Annotated in this window: 20 protein-coding genes; 9 read left to right on the top strand and 11 right to left on the bottom strand. The window is 52.5% G+C overall.

The annotated features are described in order from the left end of the window. Positions 1–966: an alpha/beta hydrolase gene (locus MWU62_RS15075; RefSeq protein ID WP_247115666.1), complete on the top strand. Its 966-nt coding sequence runs from the start codon at positions 1–3 to the stop codon at positions 964–966. 1 nt (position 967) lies between these two features. Continuing rightward, positions 968–2,389 (top strand): coniferyl aldehyde dehydrogenase, encoded by a 1,422-nt coding sequence (locus MWU62_RS15070; protein ID WP_247115665.1) that lies wholly within the window; start codon positions 968–970, stop codon positions 2,387–2,389. A gap of 11 nt (positions 2,390–2,400) precedes the next feature. On the opposite strand, the gene MWU62_RS15065 is transcribed toward MWU62_RS15070, so the two are convergent. Further along, entirely contained in the window at positions 2,401–3,015 is a 615-nt protein-coding gene (locus tag MWU62_RS15065) for a TetR/AcrR family transcriptional regulator (protein WP_247115664.1), read from the bottom strand. 267 nt (positions 3,016–3,282) lie between these two features. Then, positions 3,283–4,503: an oxygenase MpaB family protein gene (locus MWU62_RS15060; protein WP_247115663.1), complete on the bottom strand. Its 1,221-nt coding sequence runs from the start codon at positions 4,501–4,503 to the stop codon at positions 3,283–3,285. A gap of 193 nt (positions 4,504–4,696) precedes the next feature. On the opposite strand from MWU62_RS15060, the gene MWU62_RS15055 reads away from it, so the two are divergent. After that, on the top strand, positions 4,697–5,281 hold the full coding sequence (locus MWU62_RS15055) for a TetR/AcrR family transcriptional regulator (protein WP_247115662.1): 585 nt from the start codon (positions 4,697–4,699) through the stop codon (positions 5,279–5,281). A gap of 39 nt (positions 5,282–5,320) precedes the next feature. Here the strand turns inward: MWU62_RS15055 and MWU62_RS15050 are convergent, their stop codons facing one another. From MWU62_RS15050 to MWU62_RS15040, 3 genes are read right to left on the bottom strand one after another with little or no spacing between them, the layout of a single operon-like run. Continuing rightward, positions 5,321–7,039 (bottom strand): VWA domain-containing protein, encoded by a 1,719-nt coding sequence (locus MWU62_RS15050; protein WP_247115661.1) that lies wholly within the window; start codon positions 7,037–7,039, stop codon positions 5,321–5,323. 38 nt (positions 7,040–7,077) lie between these two features. After that, on the bottom strand, positions 7,078–7,944 hold the full coding sequence (locus MWU62_RS15045) for a YicC/YloC family endoribonuclease (protein WP_247115660.1): 867 nt from the start codon (positions 7,942–7,944) through the stop codon (positions 7,078–7,080). A 36-nt stretch (positions 7,945–7,980) separates the two neighbouring features. Then, positions 7,981–8,142: a hypothetical protein gene (locus MWU62_RS15040; protein WP_247115659.1), complete on the bottom strand. Its 162-nt coding sequence runs from the start codon at positions 8,140–8,142 to the stop codon at positions 7,981–7,983. A gap of 20 nt (positions 8,143–8,162) precedes the next feature. Here MWU62_RS15040 and rph point away from each other — a divergent pair, with 20 nt between their 5' ends. Beyond that, entirely contained in the window at positions 8,163–8,879 is a 717-nt protein-coding gene (rph, locus tag MWU62_RS15035) for a ribonuclease PH (RefSeq protein WP_247115658.1), read from the top strand. Positions 8,880–9,015: 136 nt separating this feature from the next. Here the strand turns inward: rph and MWU62_RS15030 are convergent, their stop codons facing one another. Next, positions 9,016–9,822 (bottom strand): exodeoxyribonuclease III, encoded by an 807-nt coding sequence (locus MWU62_RS15030; protein WP_247115657.1) that lies wholly within the window; start codon positions 9,820–9,822, stop codon positions 9,016–9,018. An 81-nt stretch (positions 9,823–9,903) separates the two neighbouring features. Here MWU62_RS15030 and pyrE point away from each other — a divergent pair, with 81 nt between their 5' ends. Next, the gene (gene pyrE, locus MWU62_RS15025; RefSeq protein ID WP_247115656.1) at positions 9,904–10,542 is read left to right on the top strand and encodes an orotate phosphoribosyltransferase; all 639 of its coding nucleotides are present in this window, start codon (positions 9,904–9,906) and stop codon (positions 10,540–10,542) included. Between the two features lie 3 nt (positions 10,543–10,545). Beyond that, positions 10,546–11,199, top strand: a complete 654-nt coding sequence (locus MWU62_RS15020; protein WP_247115655.1) for a DUF4124 domain-containing protein — start codon at positions 10,546–10,548, stop codon at positions 11,197–11,199. 127 nt (positions 11,200–11,326) lie between these two features. Here the strand turns inward: MWU62_RS15020 and MWU62_RS15015 are convergent, their stop codons facing one another. Continuing rightward, positions 11,327–11,731: a hypothetical protein gene (locus MWU62_RS15015; RefSeq protein ID WP_247115654.1), complete on the bottom strand. Its 405-nt coding sequence runs from the start codon at positions 11,729–11,731 to the stop codon at positions 11,327–11,329. Positions 11,732–11,947: 216 nt separating this feature from the next. After that, entirely contained in the window at positions 11,948–12,286 is a 339-nt protein-coding gene (locus MWU62_RS15010) for a DUF2782 domain-containing protein (RefSeq protein ID WP_247115653.1), read from the bottom strand. A gap of 87 nt (positions 12,287–12,373) precedes the next feature. On the opposite strand from MWU62_RS15010, the gene polA reads away from it, so the two are divergent. Then, positions 12,374–15,127 (top strand): DNA polymerase I, encoded by a 2,754-nt coding sequence (gene polA / locus MWU62_RS15005; protein WP_247115652.1) that lies wholly within the window; start codon positions 12,374–12,376, stop codon positions 15,125–15,127. 73 nt (positions 15,128–15,200) lie between these two features. On the opposite strand, the gene MWU62_RS15000 is transcribed toward polA, so the two are convergent. The 3 genes from MWU62_RS15000 to MWU62_RS14990 all read right to left on the bottom strand — a co-directional run bounded on the left by MWU62_RS15000 (position 15,201) and on the right by MWU62_RS14990 (position 19,076). Next, positions 15,201–16,622 (bottom strand): outer membrane protein transport protein, encoded by a 1,422-nt coding sequence (locus MWU62_RS15000; RefSeq protein WP_247115651.1) that lies wholly within the window; start codon positions 16,620–16,622, stop codon positions 15,201–15,203. Positions 16,623–16,745: 123 nt separating this feature from the next. Then, positions 16,746–17,867: a PilT/PilU family type 4a pilus ATPase gene (locus MWU62_RS14995; protein ID WP_200366965.1), complete on the bottom strand. Its 1,122-nt coding sequence runs from the start codon at positions 17,865–17,867 to the stop codon at positions 16,746–16,748. A 174-nt stretch (positions 17,868–18,041) separates the two neighbouring features. Beyond that, positions 18,042–19,076 carry a type IV pilus twitching motility protein PilT gene (locus tag MWU62_RS14990; protein WP_247115650.1) on the bottom strand — a complete coding sequence of 345 codons (1,035 nt, stop codon included), beginning with the start codon at positions 19,074–19,076 and terminating at the stop codon, positions 18,042–18,044. Between the two features lie 140 nt (positions 19,077–19,216). On the opposite strand from MWU62_RS14990, the gene MWU62_RS14985 reads away from it, so the two are divergent. Continuing rightward, positions 19,217–19,921 carry a YggS family pyridoxal phosphate-dependent enzyme gene (locus MWU62_RS14985; protein ID WP_247115649.1) on the top strand — a complete coding sequence of 235 codons (705 nt, stop codon included), beginning with the start codon at positions 19,217–19,219 and terminating at the stop codon, positions 19,919–19,921. Between the two features lie 62 nt (positions 19,922–19,983). Next, on the top strand, positions 19,984–20,817 hold the full coding sequence (gene proC, locus MWU62_RS14980) for a pyrroline-5-carboxylate reductase (RefSeq protein WP_247115648.1): 834 nt from the start codon (positions 19,984–19,986) through the stop codon (positions 20,815–20,817). Positions 20,818–20,828: the final 11 nt, after the last annotated feature.

The following is a 20,828-nucleotide window of genomic DNA, read 5'->3' as shown; positions in this document are numbered from 1 at the left end:
ATGGCGAACGGTATTTCAAAGCGACAAAGGTTTTGGACACTGTTTCAACACCTTTTCGAAAAACCCTTGATTGGTGCTGTTCACTCGCAAACCTTGTTGCGGCGTGTTGCAGGTTTGCATGCATGGTTGTGCTATCCCCGCCCCAAAGATGTACGGTTGCAAACGGGAGAACTGTCAGGAGTGGCCGGGCACTGGTGTGATCGTGGCCAACCCATCGTGGCAACCGGCCATAAAAAAGTTGTGCTATGGCTACACGGCGGCGCTTTTACTGTTGGGGGCGTAGGCTCCCACGGAGCCTGGGCGGCAAGCCTCGCTGCAGCCAGTGGCGCACGCGCCTTTCTTGCAGATTACCGACTAGCACCTGAGCACCCATTTCCTGCAGCCCCGGAAGATGCAGAAGCGGCTTATCGTGGATTGCTTGCGGCGGGTTATGAGCCATCATCCATCGCAGTTGCGGGCGATAGCGCAGGCGGCGCGCTCGCATTTGCCTTACTGGCCCGACTACGTGCCGCCGGGCTGCCAGACCCGGCCGCCATAGTGGCTGTTTCACCCTGGTTTGATCTGTCGTTATCGGGAGAGTCTGTGCGCACGAACTTGCGCAGTGAGGCCATGGTGCCCGAAAGCTGGTTGCGCCGAACTGCACAGCTCTACGCAAACGGTCAGCAGCTTGATAGTCCAGCCTTATCACCACTGTTTGAAACCTGGGACCGCCCAACTCCACCAACAATGCTACTCGTTGGAGAAGGCGAGCTTCTGCGTGATGATACTGAGCGCATGGCTATAAAACTTGCAGACACAGGCGGGCAGGTGGAGGTGCTACGACAAGCCGGGGCCGGCCATATTTGGCCAGTCCGCATGGGGTTAACACCCGAAGCCGACTATGCCAACAATCGGATTGCTGCCTTCCTGAGGCGAGCATTCTGGCCCGAAACACATTTCCAGCTCGATCTCGCTGAGGAGCGCTGATATGACTTCCAATATTTCACAAACTGATAACCTGTCAGCCATTTTTTCGGCGGCTCGTGCAGCCCATTTAACAGACCCAATGCCCTCCGTTGAACTTCGTAAAGAGCGCCTTTCTCGCCTTGAAACTGCACTGCTCAAGTATGAAACGGAGCTGGTTGCCGCTATGAACGAAGATTTCCGGCATCGATCCGATGCGGATTCCAGCATCTTCGACATAACCATTCCTCTGGGCGACATCAGGCGTAACCGCCGCTCGGTAAAGCGCTGGATGAAACCAAGAAGAGTCGGTGTGCCTCTGCACCTGAAGCCAGCTCGCGGGCGCATTATTCCGCAGCCAAAAGGCGTAGTGGGCGTTATATCGCCGTGGAACTTCCCGGTCTATCTGGCCGTCGCTCCTATCGCAGCTGCTCTTGCCGCAGGCAATCGTGTGATGCTAAAGCCATCGGAATTAACGCCAAAGACGTCCGACGTGATGGCCAGAATGATTTCTGACCTGTTTGACCCAACCGAAGTTTCAGTTTGCACAGGCGGCGTTGAATTGTCCCAGGCGTTTTCCAGCTTGCCTTTTGATCACCTGTTTTTCACTGGCTCTACCCGGGTAGGGCGTGAGGTTGCGGTATCTGCTGCGCGCAATCTGACCCCCGTTACTCTCGAGCTTGGCGGAAAATCACCGGCCATCCTTGGCGAGCACGCCAGTCTTGATTATTCGGCACGCCGTATTGCGTTCGGCAAAATAGCCAACGCCGGGCAAATCTGTGTTGCTCCGGATTATGTTTTACTGCCACGGAATCAGCTGGAAGCCTTTGCGACGGCAATGGAATCAGCGGTGCATGACTTTTTCCCGGCAGGACCGCAAAGTCCCGACTACACCGGCATTCTTAACGACAATCACCTGAATCGTCTGCAAGGGCTGGTAACCGAAGCAAAAGCTGCAGGGGCTGAAGTCAGGGAGCTCTTACCCAAGGATGCCGCTCACGCCTCTGGAAAAATGACGCCCACGCTGATCTTGAACCCACCGCTGGACAGCAGAGTAATGCGAGAAGAGATATTTGGCCCAGTGCTGCCGCTGGTGACCTATGACACCGCCGAAGAGGCTAGAAGTTTTGTAAACTCCCGCCCTTCCCCACTGGCTTTGTATGTATTTTCAGACGATCAGAAAGAGCGAGAGTTCTGGCTCAATGGCACACTGTCTGGCGGGGCTTGTGTCAATGAAACGGCGTTCCATGTAGTTGCAGACACTATGCCGTTTGGTGGAGTCGGTGAAAGCGGTATGGGCTCGTATCATGGTAAGGCCGGTTTCGATCAGTTGAGCCATCTTAAATCCGTACTGATACAACCAAAACTGAACGGTGCTTTCGTATTCAATCCGCCGGTTAGTGGTTTTAACCGGTTCGTGGCAAAAGCCCTGCGAAAAATCGTATGATCTGACGGCTTTCAGACGGCCTCTGCGGAGGCCGTCAATATTTCCAGCGCCTCGCGGGCATCATTCTTGGCGTCCTTCTGGGGCAAACCACATGCAGCCAACACCATCAGGCTTAACGCCTCTGCTGCCTCCCTCCAACTTTTTTGCCCTTCAACGACGAGCGTCATGAACCCGTAAGTCGAACCTGCGAGTAACTGCAAATAATAAACGGCCTGATCCCTTGAAAGCGGCAGCTGCCCCTCCTCAATAGCACTACGCAGAACCTCATAGGGCAGATTACTCCAGATATCACGCAGCCGCCCGACGTATGGCGCAAACCGGATCAGAAAACGGCCGTGCTCTGGCAGCTCGTGTGCATACCTCAGGAAAAGACCAAGCAGCACACTCAAAGCGACTCTAGGGTTCTCAACTTTGGCAATCGACTCCCGCGCTTCCTTTTCAAAGCGACTACAGACTTGCTCCGTCACCATGGGGAACAGATTGGTAACATCATCGAAGTTATTATAGATGGTGCCACGCGCAATTTTCGCCGTTCGCGACAAGTCACTTACCGAAATATTCTGCTCACCTGTATCAGCGAAGTGCTTGAGGGCAGTCTCGAGAATATGTAGCTGTACGCCGGTCATTGAACATTAGCCATGCGAGTGAATTCCGTCCCCTGATCAGAACTGTCGGAGACCTCTGATCGGCAACCGGGATAATGATTTACGAAGGGATAATATGACACCTGATTATCAGGCATTTGGCAGGATTACCGCAAGCCTTCTCAACGACTTGGTAGTTGCCCCGCCTCTTGTAGCGGGGAACGCAGAAGGGCCAGCCGCGGGCTACCACCGGGAGTAGCCTGACAGCCAATCCCTGTGATAGCGCAAAGTGCATACTCGCAGTTCCGATCAGCCAAACTGAACACCGCTGGTGATCTCTGGCACGTCCTCTCCAAACAAGGTGTGCAGTTGCGTTCGTTGTGCCTTACTGCCCTTCCGCACCAACCGCTCACGGCCACCAGGCAATATTCTATGGCCGGTGGTCCAGATGGCGTTCAAAGGTGCAAACAGGGCTGGATACCATGGCAATGACGTTTTCGGCAAACCGAGCGCATCCATTCCTTTTCCACCAACAAACAACCGAGTCATGCTCAGATGAACTTGGCGCTCCCATTGGCCCCGGAACTTGCCAAACCTCGGATAGCGTCTTCCAAGCGGCTCGTCCATCAGCGAGCGACCAAGCTTGCGACTGTTCTCATCCCCTGTAGCCTGACTTATAACATTCTGGTAAAGGGCAATTCTGCCTTCCTGCTCAGACTTACACAGCAGCGATTCATCAACTCCCATGAGCCAACCGATGTAACGCCATAAATGCATGACGTCTTCTGCATCCTGACGACTGATAAGAGTGCCCATCAGTTTTTGACCAAAGAGGAAGGATACGGAAAACGCCAGATAGGTTGCTTGCATGTCAAGCTGGTTAACCGGGAGACCCCACATGGACGTATCCCACTCAGGGTTTGCCAGAAGCTGTTCACGAACCATGGCGTGAATCAATCGAACCCGTAGCGTTGTCTTGAAACCTTCAGCTCCGGGCTCCATGCCCCCCGGAGTCGAGCAGTCCAGCCACCATTTGGCAGTCTCCGCAACTCGACGCGACACGCCCTTCTCCAAGGCGCCAGTCATAATCAGCGTCTGGTTGATGCCTCGGGCCTGATAACCCGCCATCAATCCGAGATCACGCAATACCCGCATGCCCGTTTGTCCGGAAATAGAAGAGGCTCGAGCACCTCTTTCCAGCCGTTCCCAGTCTACCCACTCGGGGGGTTGTTTAACCTCATCAAAGAATGCGCGCAACGGCGGTGCCAGACCCTCCTGATCGAAATCTCCCGAGTCCACTATTTTCTTGAACTGAGCAAAGGCCGCACCGCCACCGTCACCACGAACCCATCGTGCTAAATCGTCCGCAACGGGATCACCCTTCATCAGGGCTTCTCCCAAATGCTGCCACTGGTTCTCATCGGGAATCGCCGCCTTGCGGTCATGGATCAGCCACAATAAGGGCTTGGCAATTCTCTCGGCTTCCGCTCTATCAATGCCGTGGCGTGACGGCAGTTGTTGAAGATTCATACACTTAGACCCTCAATCGTCGATTGTTTCGATACGATATTGTTTTTTGGCACGACGCTTTTGGCACGGCGCTTTGGTACGACACAGTACCAGCTTACCAATACGCAGGTTTTTTTGGTACTATTCCGTACCAACTTTAATCTTACACTTTTAGGTAATACTAAAAAGCGTGGCACCCCACTGGACATGACATATGACGGCTGAAACTACCTACCATGTCCGTCTACTCAACGGCCTTGCGCAAGCACTTGAAAACAAAAGCTACCGCGAGATTACTCTGGCTGACATAGCGGCGGCTGCACGAGTATCCCGGCGTACCTTCTATGAACTTTTCACAAGCAAAGACGACTGCCTGATGGCACTTGCCGAGCACACCAGTAAGGACATGATGGTTGCAGTTCTTCGGGCTATTTCGCCCGATAAGACTTGGCCGACCTTGGTTTGGGATATTACTCAAGCCTATTTGCTGTTTATAGAATCCAAGCCCCATTTGATGCGGGCGTTGTATATTGATCTCGCAGCGCTGGGCGAGGCCGGGGTGCAAATGCGCCGTAGAGTAGCGGAGCAGTTCGCTCTGTTTCTACAGAAGCAGGTTGAGCTGCAGCGAGCCAATGACAACACGCTGCAACCACTTAGCCTACTGATGAGCATGGCGCTGGTGGCAGGAATAAACGAACTCATTCTTTATGAGATTACTGAAAAGGATGGCAAGTCCCTGATGGCGCTAGCGCCTACTGCTGAGCGGTTAATTCACCGGGTGACCGCTGGCCAACAGTGAAAGAGCTGTTCACCGAACCCGTAGATTCGGCGTTTATACTCATTCAACCTCGATTGCTTTGCGATCGAGTAGCTTTCGGCCAGCCACGTCCAAAAACCGGATTTCGTAAATTCCTGCTTCATCGGGCATGATGAGTTCCATCACTTTTTCTTCAGCAACAGACTGTACAGAAATCCAACTAAAATCAGGCTGGTCTTTACGAGCCAAAGACATTCGCTGATCAGAGCTGTCTGCAGTCCCGGCCCATTCAATGGTGATAACCTCCCCTTTGCTGGCTTTCGATGGCACAACAAGATCAACGCTACCGTTCAGAGGCGTATCGGCGCTTACAACTTCTAGAGGTGCCGTGGCCAGAGTTTTTCTACCCACCTCCAGTACATAACGCAGCTCATACAAACCGGGCTCATCGGGGGCCTCTAAGCGACCTTCCGTCTTGTTTTTAGCGCGAATATAAGTGCCAAGACTGCCTTCATCCGCCCCAAAGGGCACCAGAACAATAAAATCGCGAGTGTTTACAGTGCCCGACCATGTCACATCGACATCGGTTTGTGCCCGGGCGATATCGGGACCGCTGATCTCTATTTCAGCACTTACTACTTCCACGGGGCTGCTGGCCAAAGTTTTTCTACCAGCCTCCAGCATGTAGCGAAGCTCATACAGACCTGGCTCGCCGGGAGCAGTTAAGCTGCCCTCCATCTTATTTTTGGTGCGGATATAATTTCCAAGACTGCCCTCACCGGCTCCAACGGGCACTAAATTAATAAAGTCCTTGTCGTTAACGGGGGTGCTCCAGCTAACGTCAAAGGTGGCGCCAACTGTGACCTTTTCAGGGCCCGACACACTTGTTTCAGCGCGCACCACCTCGACGGGAGTGCTGGCCAAGGTTTTTTTACCCGCCTCCAGCACATAACGAAGCTCGTACAGACCTGGCTCGCCAGGGGCAGTTAAGCGACCTTCGGTCTTGTTTTCGGTACGAATATAATTCTCAAGACTGTCCTTATCCGCTCCAACGGGCACTAAATTAATAAAGTCCCTCTCGTTAACGGGGGTGCTCCAGCTAACATCAAAGGTGGCGCCGGTTTCAACCTGCTCGGGGCCAAATATATCCACCTCCGGAGGCGGCGCTGCCACGGCACTTTGTACTTGAGCCAGCGCATCGTGCAACTCCGCGGCATTGTTGGCAGGCACAAACAGACCACCGGCATTCTCCGCAATGCAGGATAAATTGGCATGGGCTTCTGTTTCTAAATCAAAGCCAACCACATGGGTGGTCAGCTTCACACCCTGTTTGGCAAGCTCTGCTGAAAGCGCGCATGGATCAGCATGGCAGGTCTCCAACCCATCAGAGATTAAAACAATCGTCGCCTGACTATCGCGATAGGACATCAAATCTGCCGCATGTTGCAACGAGGCTGAAATGGGCGTTTTTCCGTTGGGGCGAATGTTATTTATCGTTTGAATAAAGCCTGATTTGTCCAATGGAGCAGGGGCAATCAATGTTTCAATATCACTACAATCGCCTTTTCGACGATGGCCATAGGCAACCAGACCTAGGTTAGTGTCGTCTGGCCACTTGGTGATTAGATCGCCCATTACCTCGCGGGCAATCTCAACCTTACTGACACCATCAATCTGCCCCCACATTGACCCCGATGCGTCATACACAATGACCACATCCTCGGCGGCTTGCACTGATGCGGAACAAGCCATGGCTCCCGCAATTATTGTTGCTGTAAGTGTTGATGTTATTGTTTTCATGTTGCGCTCCTTCCAGTGGATCTTTCCAGCATTTAGCTTCACTCGATATTTTGAACTTGCTCACGCACCTGCTCTATCAGCACCTTTAGATCAACCGCCGCACGGGTTACGCCAGCATCAATGCTTTTGCTGCTCAGGGTATTGGCTTCCCGGTTCAGCTCCTGCATCAGAAAGTCCAGCCGGCGACCAATGGCCTCATCGCGCTTGAGGGTGTCTGTCACCTCATTAATATGTGCATTCAACCTGTCTAATTCTTCTGCTACATCGCTTTTTTGTGCCAGCATGACCATTTCCTGAGCCACTCGCTCCGGGTCCAGCTCCACTCTGGCCTTTTGAAAACGCTCACGAATGTGCTCTTCCTGTGCTTTTAATAACCCGGGCATCCCCTCGCGAACGGTCGCCACCAAGGCTTTCATCTGTGCTAGCCGCTCGTCAAATAATGGGCGCAAACGCTCGCCCTCCCGCTCACGAACAACGGTCAACTCCGCAACCGTTTGCCTGAACAGGCTCAGGCCAGCTTCCCGCGCCGAGCTGTAATCTTGTTCTGGCACCGACAAGACTCCGGGCCAACGCAGAATATCTAAGGCATTGATATGCGCCGGGTTGTCCAACATCCGATTAACATGGTTTGCAGCCTCGTTGACTGCGTGGGCTACATCCTCGTTAATCTCAAAGCCTGCAACACCCGACTCAGCGGACTGCAAACGAATCGACACATCCACCTTGCCTCGCTTCAACTGCTTTCGCAGCTCTTCCCGAAACGGGTTTTCAAGCTCTCGCAAGGCGTCTGGCAACCGAAAGGAGGGTTCCAGATACCGGTGATTGACTGTACGAATCTCGCAGGTCAAGGTTACCTGATTATCTTGAACATCCTTGCGGGCAAAGGCCGTCATACTTTTAATCATAGGGAGCTCCAGCTTTTGTTAGTGGGCGCAATCATTCTATGCATAGCCCGAGTCTAACAGGCCGCGATCACTTGCCGCGACCACCACCGCAAACAACACACCCGCCGTTACCGGCTCACCGGTACCTGCGCCCAACGTGTTACACTTCGCGGCTTCCAAACGCCAATCCGACCGGGAGCCAAGCACCCGGACACTCATATAAACGATCAGGAATCACTATGCGTCCAAGCGGCAGAACGCCAGAACAGCCTAGAGACATTCGCATTACTCGAAACTACACTCGCCACGCCGAAGGCTCCGTGCTGGTGGAATTCGGAGACACCAAAGTTATCTGCACTGCGTCTGTGGAAAACAAAGTACCTCCCTTCCTACGCGGCGAAGGTAAGGGCTGGATTACCGCAGAATACGGAATGCTGCCCCGCTCAACCGGCAGCCGCATGGGCCGCGAAGCCGCCCGTGGTAAACAAGGAGGCCGCACCGTCGAAATCCAACGCTTGATTGGCCGCTCTCTACGCGCTGCTGTCGACATGAAAGCTCTGGGTGAACACACGATCACTATAGACTGTGACGTAATCCAGGCCGACGGCGGTACCCGCACCGCAGCCATCACTGGCGGTTGCGTGGCTTTGGTAGATGCCCTAAACCACTTAGTTGAAACTAAACGCCTGAAGAAATCACCACTGAAGCAAATGATTGCAGCCGTATCTGTCGGCATTTACAAAGGAACACCAGTGGTTGACCTGGATTACCCGGAAGACTCCGAAGCCGAAACCGACATGAACGTGATCATGACCGATCAGGGTGGTTTCATCGAAATTCAAGGAACTGCAGAAGCTGCGCCGTTTGTTCAGGAAGAACTGGATAGCATGCTGGGACTGGCTAAACAGGGTATTGAGAAGTTGTTTGCACTGCAGAAAGAAGCACTGGAAGGCTAGGAAAATTTAGCGGGTTCGGAGGGGGAGACCTTTCCGGGACCGTCTCCGGCCAAGGACGGCCGGAGTCGAGCGCACAAGGATGTGCTTGTAGCGTGTTCCGGAAAGGTCTCCCCCTCCGGACACGCGACAGCCTAGCTCAAATACCAATCTCTATATCGTAATCCATAATCACCGGAGCGTGATCCGAAAAACGGGTAGTGCTATCAATCCAGCCATCTCTAATGGTCTTGCGAATACCCGGTGTCATCAACTGATAATCCACCCGAATGCCCGCCTTCTTTCGCGAACCCTCGGTCTGCTCCGGCCACCAAGTAAATTGATTGCTCTGCTTATTGATATCACGGAACGCATCCACGCAGCCCATCTCATCAAATAAGCGATCCAGCCAAGCACGCTCGTGGGGCAAAAACCCTGAAAAATCAAACTTATGATAAAGCGGGCTCGCATCCGTCACATGATGGGCTGACTGCAGGTTGGCACCAAAAATAAATTGGCGACGCTTACGCAGAGTTTTCTGCATATGCAGACCAAAAGCATCCATAAAGTCATCTTTATGGTCGAGAACCGTCAAGTCATCCTCGCTAATCAACTCTTCCTCACGCCCAAGAGCGCAGGGAGCCAATACCGAGGCAACCGAAACCTTGTCAAAATCGGCCTGAATGAAACGCCCTTCACGATCCGCCGACTCATTCGCAAACCCGTACATAATGGCTTTAGGGAAATGCCGTGTGTAAATTCCTACACCGCCGTCCTCATTTTTTTCGCCATCAATGAAATAGGCTTCATACCCTTCTGGGATGAGATTGTTATCTTCAATCTCATAAGCACGCATACGGTGATCCTGAACACAGACAACGTCCGCATCCTGCTCGGCCAGCCAGTCGAAGAAACCTTTCTCAACAGCCTGAGCAAGACCGTTGACGCTGATTGATACTACCCGCATACGTGTTCCCTGATTCGGTTTGTGTGTATGATACCGTTTTTACGCGTTATTAAAAGATCCACACCCGCCAGAAGCCTTGCCATGCACGACTATCAGCAAAAATTTATCGAATTCGCCATCCGTCGCAATGTACTTCGTTTTGGTGACTTTACACTCAAATCCGGTCGCACTAGCCCATACTTCTTCAATGCTGGGCTCTTTAACACCGGAGACGACCTATTGCAGCTCAGCCAAGCCTACGCGGCCGCCATCGACCGCAGCGGTCTCGATTATGACATCATATTCGGACCTGCCTATAAGGGCATTCCGCTGGCAACAGTGACGGCTATGGCTCTCGCCAAAGACGGCAACAGCAAGCCATTTGCCTTTAACCGTAAAGAAAAGAAAGATCACGGCGAAGGCGGTAATATTGTTGGTGCCCCGTTGCAAGGTAAAGTGCTAATCGTTGATGATGTCATTACAGCAGGCACAGCCATTCGCGAATCCATCGACCTTATTCGCGCCTCGGGTGCCGAGCCTGCCGGTGTATTGATCGCTCTTGATAGACAGGAGCGAGGCAATGGCGAGCTTTCCGCAATACAGGAAGTAGAAAGCGAATTTGGCATTCCGGTGGTCAGTATTATCCGCCTGGAACAGGTTTTAGACTATCTTAAAACCAACCCGGAGTTTTCTGGCCATGCCGCCAAGGTTGCCAGCTACCGGGAACGCTACGGAGTCTGACTGATGCACAAGCGCCTTACCGTATTTTCAGCTGCTGCCACTGCACTCTTGCTTTCGCTGGGCATAACAACCCAAGCAGAAGCTGGCATGTACCGCTACACGGACGAAGAAGGCCGAGTCGTAATCAGCAACACCATTCCTCAACCAGCGACCAAACGCGGCTACGACATCCTGAATTCAAACGGGCGCGTGGTTGAAGTCATTCCCCCAGCACCAACAGACGAGGAAATTGCCGCGCGCGAGGCCGAAAAGCAACGTCAGGAAAAGCTTGCTATTCAGCGCGAAAAAGACACGCGGCTTTTGAAACGCTTCAGTCATCCGGATCAAGCCATCAAGGCCATGCATCGCAAACTGGGCGAACTGCAAGGGCTGATTCAACTTAAACGAGGCAATATCTCTGTTATATCCAGCCAACTGGATAGCGAGCAAAGCCGTGCCGCGAATATGGAGCGCACAGGCCAGAAAATACCGGATGCAACCCTAGAAAAAATTCGCCGCCTTGAATCCCAAATTCGCGATATTGAGCGGGAGATTTCGTGGCAAGCTCAAGAAATTGAGTCTCTGAAACAAACGTACGAGAAAGACATCAAACGTCTGGAAGAAGTCACCGGAGAGACCCGCACACTATCACTGGAGCCAGCCAACCCTTCTGAGTAATGGGCTGTAATCAAAATCGTCAGAAGTGCCGCTTACAATCAAAAAAGGGCACCAAAACTAAACTTGGCGCCCCTTTTGTTTCAGCGCCGGCACACGCTCTGTGCCGGGCTCACTACTTCAGCTTAAATTAGGCTGATGCAGCTGCTTTCTTCTTTGCAGTGGTCTTGCTAGCTGCTGGCTTCTTAGCTGTTACAGACTTCTTTGCATCTTGAGCTGCTTCAGACACGTCGTCTGCTGCTTCGGAAACGGCATCTGCACCTTCAGCGGCTTCTTTCTCAAGCTTGGCTACAAGATCGCCAGCAAAGTTGCCAAAACGGCTGTTCAAGGTGCGCAGCTGGCCAAAAAGGCTGTCGCTGTAACCGTTGTAACGCTTGCGCAGGGTCTTGACGCTGTACTCACGAGCTTCAGACTCGATCTTTTCAGCGTAGTCGAACGGCTTAGCTGCAAGCTTCTTCTGCTGCTCTTCAGCTGCGTTGATGCCCTTCTCTACGATTTCCTGAAGCTGCTGCTGATAAGTTTTAAGTTTACCCATGTCAATTCTCCTTGGTTTACGGAAGTTATTTCAGACCTTCCCCTCACTACTGCTGATCGCGGTTTGGCCTGCTTAATCAGCGCGAAGGTAAACGCCTCTCTCTGATTCTGTATCCAAGGCTACGGAGAAAAATTAGAATGTTCATACTAAAAGCGAAAAGCACCAGCACTCGACATATAGGTAATTCCGCGGCTCAGGCCAAGCGCTGACTTACACTCACCAACGAAACAAAATCCAGCTGGGAACCAGCATGTCGGAATCGGTCTCGCGTATCCAGCCGCCGCCATCTGCGGGCACCAGATAGTATTCAAGCCCCACTTCCGGCACTACTTTAATCTCCACAAGCTTCCCATTGACCCGATACTCATAGAAAACCTCATCGTCGCCAGGCCGAATAACAATCTGTGGGCCAGCACTTGAAGGCTGGTAGTCAGACACCACAACCGGCTCTTTGGGTGTTTCAACAATAGCCTCATCTAGAGCACCACTATCCTGTGCCAACGCTGGGCCAAAGCCGTAAACAAGCAGAAGTGCGGAACAGGCGATTCGTTTCATTTTCGTGATACCCTTTTGATCATCAAATTAAGTACAGAGTTGCATAAGCCAACCCTAGCTTCAATCACAATCCGGACTCCTGCTGACATGACTGAACAAAAGACCCCACCCGTGGTGCTTGTGGACGGCTCGTCCTATTTATTCCGTGCTTATCATGCACTTCCACCGCTAACCACCAGCAAAAACCATCCCACTGGCGCCATCAAAGGTGTTATTGCGATGATTCGGCGCTTGGAGCAAGACTTCCCGGGCTCCAAACTGGTAGTGGTGTTCGATGCCAAGGGCAAAACCTTCCGCCACGATTTGTACGAAGACTATAAGGCGAATCGACCGCCCATGCCGGAGGACCTGGCCATTCAAATTGAGCCGATCCATCAGATGGTAAAAGCTATGGGCTTGCCCCTGCTGATTGTAGAAGGCGTAGAGGCAGATGATGTTATTGGTACGCTGGCCAACGAAGCCACTAGCAAGGGCATTGATGTGGTGGTTTCAACGGGCGATAAGGATATGGCTCAGCTGGTTAGCGACCATGTAACCCTGATCAATACCATGACCGAAACCCGCATGGATCGGGATGGTGTGGTAGAAAAGTTTGGGGTGCGACCCGACCAGATCATTGATTATTTAGCATTGGTTGGCGACAAGGTGGATAACATTCCGGGCGTCAACAAATGTGGTCCAAAAACCGCAGTTAAGTGGCTTGAAGCTTACGACAGCCTAGACGGAGTGATGGAACACGCAGGCGAGATCAAAGGCAAGATTGGCGAGTATCTAAGAGAAGCCTTAGAAACCCTGCCCATGAGTCAGGAGCTAGCCACCATCAAAATGGATGTTGAACTGGATTTCGGCTTGGAAGACCTGCAAGAGAGACAACAGAATGACGAGGACCTACTGGCGCTTTTCCGGGAATATGAGCTTCGGGGCTGGACGGCTGAGCTAGAGTCCAAAGCCTCGGAAACCGCCACAGAAAACAAGCATAAAGCCTCTGGCCGCCAAAGCGAAACAGCGGCATCGGCACCAGCCCCTAAAGAAAAGCGCTACAGCGTAATCACCGACCAAAAAGATCTGGATGAGTGGGTCGCAAGGCTTAAACAATCCGAGTTGTTCACCTTTGACACGGAAACAACCAGCCTGCGCTACATGAATGCCGAAGTGGTTGGCGTCTCTTTTGCCATCGAAGCGGGCGAAGCCGCTTACGTGCCTTTTGGTCACGACTATATGGGCGCACCGGAGCAACTTGATCGCGACGATGTTCTGGCCCAGCTCAAGCCACTACTGGAAGACACGAGTCTAAGGAAAGTTGGCCAAAACCTTAAGTACGACAAAAACGTGCTGGCAAACCACGATATCTGTCTGGAAGGGATCGCTGAGGACACCATGGTGGAGTCTTATGTACTGAACTCGGTATCGTCCCGCCATGACATGGACACTCTTGCCCGAAACTATCTGGGTGAGGAAACCATCACGTTTGAATCCATTGCCGGTAAAGGCGCCAAACAGCTTACCTTCAACCAGCTGGACCTTGAGAAAGCCGGCCCTTACGCGGCCGAAGATGCCGACATTACCTTGCGTCTGCATCAGGTTCTGCGCCCGCAACTGGCAGAGGTTGGCAAACTGCAATCAGTTTATGAAGACATAGACCTGCCTTTGGTCCCGGTATTGTCGCGCATGGAGCAGCGCGGTACGTTAATCAGTGCAAGCACATTACGCCAACACAGTCAGGAACTGGCAGAGCGTATGGCCGAGCTGGAAAAAGAGGCCCATCAAGTAGCTGGCGAGAGCTTCAACCTTGGCTCACCCAAGCAGTTACAGGTCATTTTTTACGAGAAGATGGGGCTGCCGGTCATCAAGAAAACGCCCAAGGGCGCACCGTCTACCGCGGAGCCAGTATTGCAGGAACTGGCCCACGAACACGAACTACCCAGACTGATTCTGGAACATCGCAGCCTGAGTAAGCTCAAGTCCACTTATACCGACACTCTGCCAGAGCTTATCCACCATCGCACTGGGCGCGTGCATACTTCTTACCATCAAGCGGTAACTGCCACCGGCCGGTTAAGTTCCTCTGAGCCCAACCTACAGAATATCCCTATCCGCACCGAGCAGGGCCGTCGCATTCGGCAGGCATTTATTGCCGAGAAAGGCTACAAACTATTGGCGGCAGACTACTCCCAGATTGAACTCCGAATCATGGCCCACTTATCTGGCGATAAAGGTCTGCTAACAGCTTTTGAAAAAGGTGAAGACATACACAAAGCAACAGCGGCGGAAGTATTCGGCGTTACCTTAAGCGAAGTGAGCAGCGATCAGCGCCGCAGTGCCAAGGCCATTAACTTCGGTTTGATTTACGGAATGTCAGCGTTTGGGCTTGCTCGCCAACTGGATGTGGAGCGCAAGGTCGCGCAACAGTACATAGATCGATATTTCGAGCGCTACCCGGGCGTTCTTCAGTATATGGATAACATCCGCAAACAGGCCCATGACGATGGTTTTGTTGAAACCCTTTTTGGCCGCCGCCTTTACCTGCCCGAAATCAACGCCCGCAACAAGCAGCTGCAGCAGGCCGCCGAGCGCACAGCAATCAACGCGCCCATGCAAGGCACGGCCGCAGACATTATCAAGTTGGCGATGATTGAGGTGGAAAATTGGTTGCTTGCAGAACATGCGGATACAGCCCGCATGACTATGCAAGTACACGATGAATTGATTCTTGAAGTCAAAGAAGACGCCGTAGGCGAGATTCGCGACGGGCTAATTAAACGCATGTCCGGCGCAGCGCAGCTTGCTGTGCCTCTTCTGGTAGAAGCCGGCGTCGGCGACAACTGGGATCAAGCCCACTAAGATATAAAACGCCCGGTGAGGGACCTCAGCCGGGCGTTTTATTAATAGCTAGATCAACTTCACCACCGAAGGTTTAGAAGGCTTTGCTGACTTGCAGCGAAGCGCTCCAAGCACTTAACTCGTACTCGCCTTTATAGTTGGACGCGCCAGCCGATGGATCCTTCTGGCTTGGTACAGCATGGAGGTAAGAGTATTCATCAACCTTAGGGTCATCTGTAAACAGCAATGTCCCAACAGCGGCATCAACCGCCCAACCGTTATTGGCACTCTTCCACTGGCCACCCAGAGTCAGCCAGTGACGATCGCTCGATGGAATACGTGCAGTCAGGTAGTTATCCACAGGCGACTCGTCCCAAGCATAACCGGCCTTCAGTGCCCACTCCGGGGTTACCTGCCAGATCGAGCCAACATTAAACTGCCAAGTGTTTTTCCACTTTTCCGTGATGTGCGTAATGATTTCGCTGCCAGTTACACTGGAAACCTGACCTGCTCCGCCTTCACGGCTAATAATATCCAGCTCCTCAAAACGACTCCATCTGGAATAACTTGCACCAGCAAGAAGCGTAAATGAATCATTCAACTGGTGCCGCGCACCCAGCGTTATGCTCTCGGGAATTGCCAGAGGCACACGCACATCTTCCGTCAGGGTTGTCGGAGCTATACCAATTGGTGATTGGGCACTAGGAGCAGGGAAATTGCTGATTTCGACATCCCCTTTCAGCTCAAATTCGGTACCTGTCTGGGCTGTCAGACCAAACTGGGTTCTTGGGGACAACTCGTATAGGAAGCCTGCGCGGAAAGTTACGGCAATGTCGTCCCCTTCTATATCAGCGTATGGGGTTCCGAATTGTGCTTCATACGCATCTGCCAGAGGGCCAGCCTGTGCTGGGCCAACTTGTTGTACCAACGCGCCGCGAATATCCTGATATTTGGTTAAACGTCCTTCGGCGTACATCACGTTCAAGCCAATACCCATGGAGAGACCCTGTCCGTTATTCACAGAAACTGCCGGTGAAAACGAAATAACGGTCAACTCGGTTTTATCCGCGAAATAGCGACCTACAAAATCATTCTCATAGTCTGCAGCCAAACCATAAGGCGCATGAATGCCAAGGCCAACGTCTATAGAATCGTTAACTTGATGAGTCAGATACAGATTGGGAAGAAAAGCTGGATCTGCAATATCACCGCCAGTTCCCCCACTTACGGGACCACCCAATGTATTCGTAGCACTGGCGCTTTTAGCCTCAGCCTTGATGTCCAGAACAGCCGCACCAAATGAAATATTTGTGCCCTTGAGCTGACTCATTCCAGCCGGGTTGAACATTACGGTGGTCGCGTTTTCCGGGTTTGCAACAGCTCCGGCGTTCGCAACGCCCATAGCACTTGCACTTTGCTCGTTCAGAGAAAAACCGCCAGCAAAAACGCTGGCTGGTGCAGCTACAGCAGCCAAGGTGGCCAGCCGGATAGCGCGGGTAAGCAGTGAGGATCTCATAAAAGCAGTGTCTCCTATTAGGTTGATGGCGGGAGTATACGCAGCAGCGGTCAACAGCCTCAAATGCTAAACCTATTAATTTCAGATACTAATCGTTCAAAACCTGAGGCGACTCTTAACCTATCAGTCGTCCTGAATGGTCAGCTTATCTACCGAAGACGACAGCCTATCCGCCCCCTGAGCGTCCGTACCCAGCTTAATCATCAAGCGCAGGTCATTAGCCGAGTCGGCGTGTGCCAGTGCATCTTCGTATGTAATAGAGCCTTCTGCATAAAGTTCATAGAGTGCTTGATCGAACGTCCGCATACCGGATTCGGTAGACTTGGTCATCAACTCTTTGAGCTTGTGTACTTCGCCCTTGCGAATCAGGTCCGCAACTAACGGAGTGTTAATCAGAACCTCAATAACAGCTTTCCGGCCTTTGCCATCGGGCGTAGGAATCAACTGCTGCGCGACGATAGCCTTCAGGTTGAGAGAAAGGTCCATCCAGATTTGGTTGTGCTGCTCTGGCGGGAAAAACTGGATAATCCGGTCAAGTGCTTGGTTAGCGTTATTGGCGTGCAGCGTTGCAAGGCAAAGGTGGCCTGTTTCGGCAAACTGCACTGAATATTCCATGGTCTGCCGGGTACGAACCTCACCAATCAAAATAACGTCGGGCGCTTGGCGCAAGGTGTTTTTCAACGCTACTTCAAAGCTCTCTGTATCAATCCCCACTTCCCGCTGCGTAACAATGCAGCCTTGGTGTTGGTGTACAAACTCAATGGGGTCTTCAATGGAAATAATATGGCCGCGACTATTGCGGTTGCGGTGCCCCAGCATGGCAGCCAACGACGTTGATTTACCGGTTCCCGTGGCACCGACAAATATGATGAGACCGCGCTTGGTCATCGCCAGTTCTTTGGTAATCTCAGGCAGCGCCAAATCATCAATTTGGGGAATTTTCACTTCAATCCGCCGCAGCACCATGCCACACAGGTTACGCTGGAAGAAAGCGCTCACCCGGAAGCGCCCAATGCCTCGAGCACTGATCGCAAAGTTGCATTCGTGGGTTTCTTCAAACTCGGCCCGCTGTTTTTCAGACATTGCGCCGTATACAAACTCCCTCGTCTGCTCCGGTGTTAGGGCATTTTTAGTGACCGGCAATACTTTACCGTTCACTTTCATGCTGGGCGGAACACCGGCCGTAATAAAGAGATCTGAACCTCCTTTTTCAACCATCAGACGAAGCAGTTTTTCGAATTCCATTTTAGTTACCTATGATCTTTCTATGTGAAGCATCGGCTCAAGCTGAAGGGAGAGGGGTGGCACGGTGTATCGGGACACGCCGTAGATACGTCCGTGTAGGCTTGACGGCAGCATCCCTGCTGCCGACAGTCCCGATACACCGTGCCACCCCTCTCCCGCCTTAATCGCTAAACGTCAAAAATTGTCCGGCATTTTCGCCTTGAGTCGTGCAGCGTCCCGAGAAATCAGACCCTTCTGCAGCAAACGCTCAAGACACTGATCCAGAGTCTGCATGCCCAGCGAACCACCCGTTTGAATGGACGAGTACATCTGGGCAATTTTGTCTTCGCGAATCAGGTTACGGATCGCAGACGTACCAATCATGATTTCGTGCGCCGCTATTCGTCCGCCACCCATTTTCTTCATAAGAGTCTGGGAGATTACCGCCTGCAACGACTCAGAAAGCATGGACCGCACCATAGATTTTTCTTGCGCCGGGAATACGTCTACAACCCTGTCGATGGTTTTTGCGGCCGAGGTCGTGTGCAAGGTTCCAAAAACCAAGTGCCCCGTTTCTGCCGCAGTGAGCGCCAGACGAATGGTTTCGAGGTCTCGCAACTCGCCTACCAGAATGATATCGGGGTCTTCCCGAAGGGCGGAGCGCAGCGCCTCATTAAAGCCCAGCGTATCGCGGTGCACTTCCCGCTGGTTCACGAGGCACTTCTTGGAGTCGTGCACAAATTCGATCGGGTCTTCTACCGTCAGAATATGCTCATAACGAGTATCGTTGATGTAATCCACCATCGCAGCCAGCGTGGTGGACTTACCGGAACCGGTTGGCCCGGTTACAAGAACAAGACCCCGAGGCACTGAAGCAACATCCTTAAACACCTGACCCATGCCAAGGTCGTCCATTGTCAGTACTTTCGAGGGGATCGTCCGGAAAACAGCACCAGCGCCCCGGTTCTGGTTAAACGCGTTCACACGGAAGCGGGCGACACCAGGCACTTCGAAAGAAAAGTCGGTTTCCAGAAATTCCTCGTAGTCCTTGCGCTGCTTGTCGTTCATGATGTCGTAGATCAGCCCGTGAACTTCTTTATGCTCTAGGGGCGGAAGATTGATGCGGCGAACATCGCCATCAACACGGATCATCGGGGGCAAGCCGGCGGAGAGGTGCAAATCAGACGCACCCTGTTTCGCCGAGAAGGCAAGCAGTTCAGTAATATCCATAGAAGTCCTCGGAAGGCTTTATTCTTTTATACAGGTAGCGCCTATCTGGCATAACCATACTCCGATCACTTGGCATTTCAGTGACCTGCGAGTAACTTGTCGCCATAGAATGGGCAGACCAAACGCGACTATTTCATACTATGAGCAGCATAGCAGACAACCTCGGGAGCGTAACCCGACGCATACAAAAAGCAACATTGCAGGCAGGCCGTGAACCCGGCTCTGTGAGCCTTCTAGCTGTTAGTAAAACCCGCTCGGCTGACGAGCTGCGGGAGGCAGTGGCTGCAGGCCAGCGAGCATTTGGGGAAAACTACCTGCAAGAGGCTCTGGAAAAAATTGAGGCACTTAGCGGTCTTACGGAAATCGACTGGCACTTTATTGGCCCGATTCAATCCAATAAAACCCGGCAAATCGCCTCGACTTTCTCTTGGGTTCACAGCGTTGATCGTCTAAAAGTAGCTCGGCGCTTGAGCGAGCAAAGAGAAACCGGCTTGCCCCCATTGAATATTTGCCTTCAGGTCAATATTAACAATGAACAGAGCAAATCCGGCTGCCAGCCAGATGAACTGCCAACGCTGATCGAGGAAATAAGCCAGCTACCCGGACTCACGCTCAGAGGGCTTATGGCAATACCCGATCCGGAGCAAACAGAGTCGGCCCTGAGGGAAAGTTTCCGCAAGCTTGCCAATACCTTGAAAAAACTCAGGCAGGACTATCCGGAAGCCGGCCCTTTAGACACCCTATCAATGGGCATGTCCGGCGACCTCGAAATGGCCATTGCAGAGGGCGCCACCTGGGTCCGCATTGGCACGGCCGTTTTTGGTGAGCGCTCGCCTAAGAGCTGAATAGGCCGGTACCTGCTATTATCTGTGCCGGACGTATAACCGAACAACCGTTGGAGCAAATCTTGAGCAAATCACCAACCATTTCGTTTATCGGTGCCGGTAACATGGCCAGCGCCATCATCGGCGGCATGCTGGACAGCGGCTTTAAAGCCAGCAGCATTTGGGCCAGCGCGCCAGACGACAGCCACCTGCAATCTATCCGCAAACGTTTTGGGATCAGCGTAACAACAGACAACCGCTATTGCGCTCAACAAGCCGACATGGTTGTTCTGGCAGTAAAGCCTCAGGCAATGGCGGACGTATGTCGCGATATAGCTCCTATCGCCCAAAACACCCGACCGTTGATGGTGTCTATTGCCGCAGGCCTTGGCGCAGACACGCTTGATGAGTGGCTTGGTGGTGGCTTACCAATTGTAAGGGTAATGCCCAACACACCGTCTTTAGTTGGCAAGGGCGCAGCCGGATTATTTGCCAGCGAGAGCGTGACCAGCGCCCAGAAAAAAATGGTGCAATCCGTTTTTGAAGGTATCGGGATGGCTGTTTGGGTGGAAGATGAAACTCTGCTGCATGGTGTTACTGCGCTTTCCGGCAGCGGCCCGGCCTATTTCTTTTTGATGCTTGAAGCACTTGAAGCCGCAGCCACGGATGCAGGCGTAAACCCCGCAACCGCCCGACAACTAGCCATTCAAACCATGGCGGGCGCCGCCGAGATGGCTGCCAAAAGTGAACATAACCCAGCGCAGCTGAAAAAGAATGTTATGTCTCCGGGTGGCACAACAGAACAGGCAGTGAATACCTTTGAAGAAGGCGGAATGCGCGAACTGGTGAAAAAAGCCTATAACGCAGCCTACAAACGCTCGGAAGAAATGGCCAAAGAACTGGCAGGTAAAGAGTAAAACAGTCACTG

Origin of the sequence: Marinobacter sp. S6332, from assembly GCF_023016045.1 — a bacterium.
Taxonomy (GTDB): Bacteria; Pseudomonadota; Gammaproteobacteria; order Pseudomonadales; family Oleiphilaceae; genus Marinobacter.
This window is presented reverse-complemented; position numbering and strand designations above follow the sequence as displayed.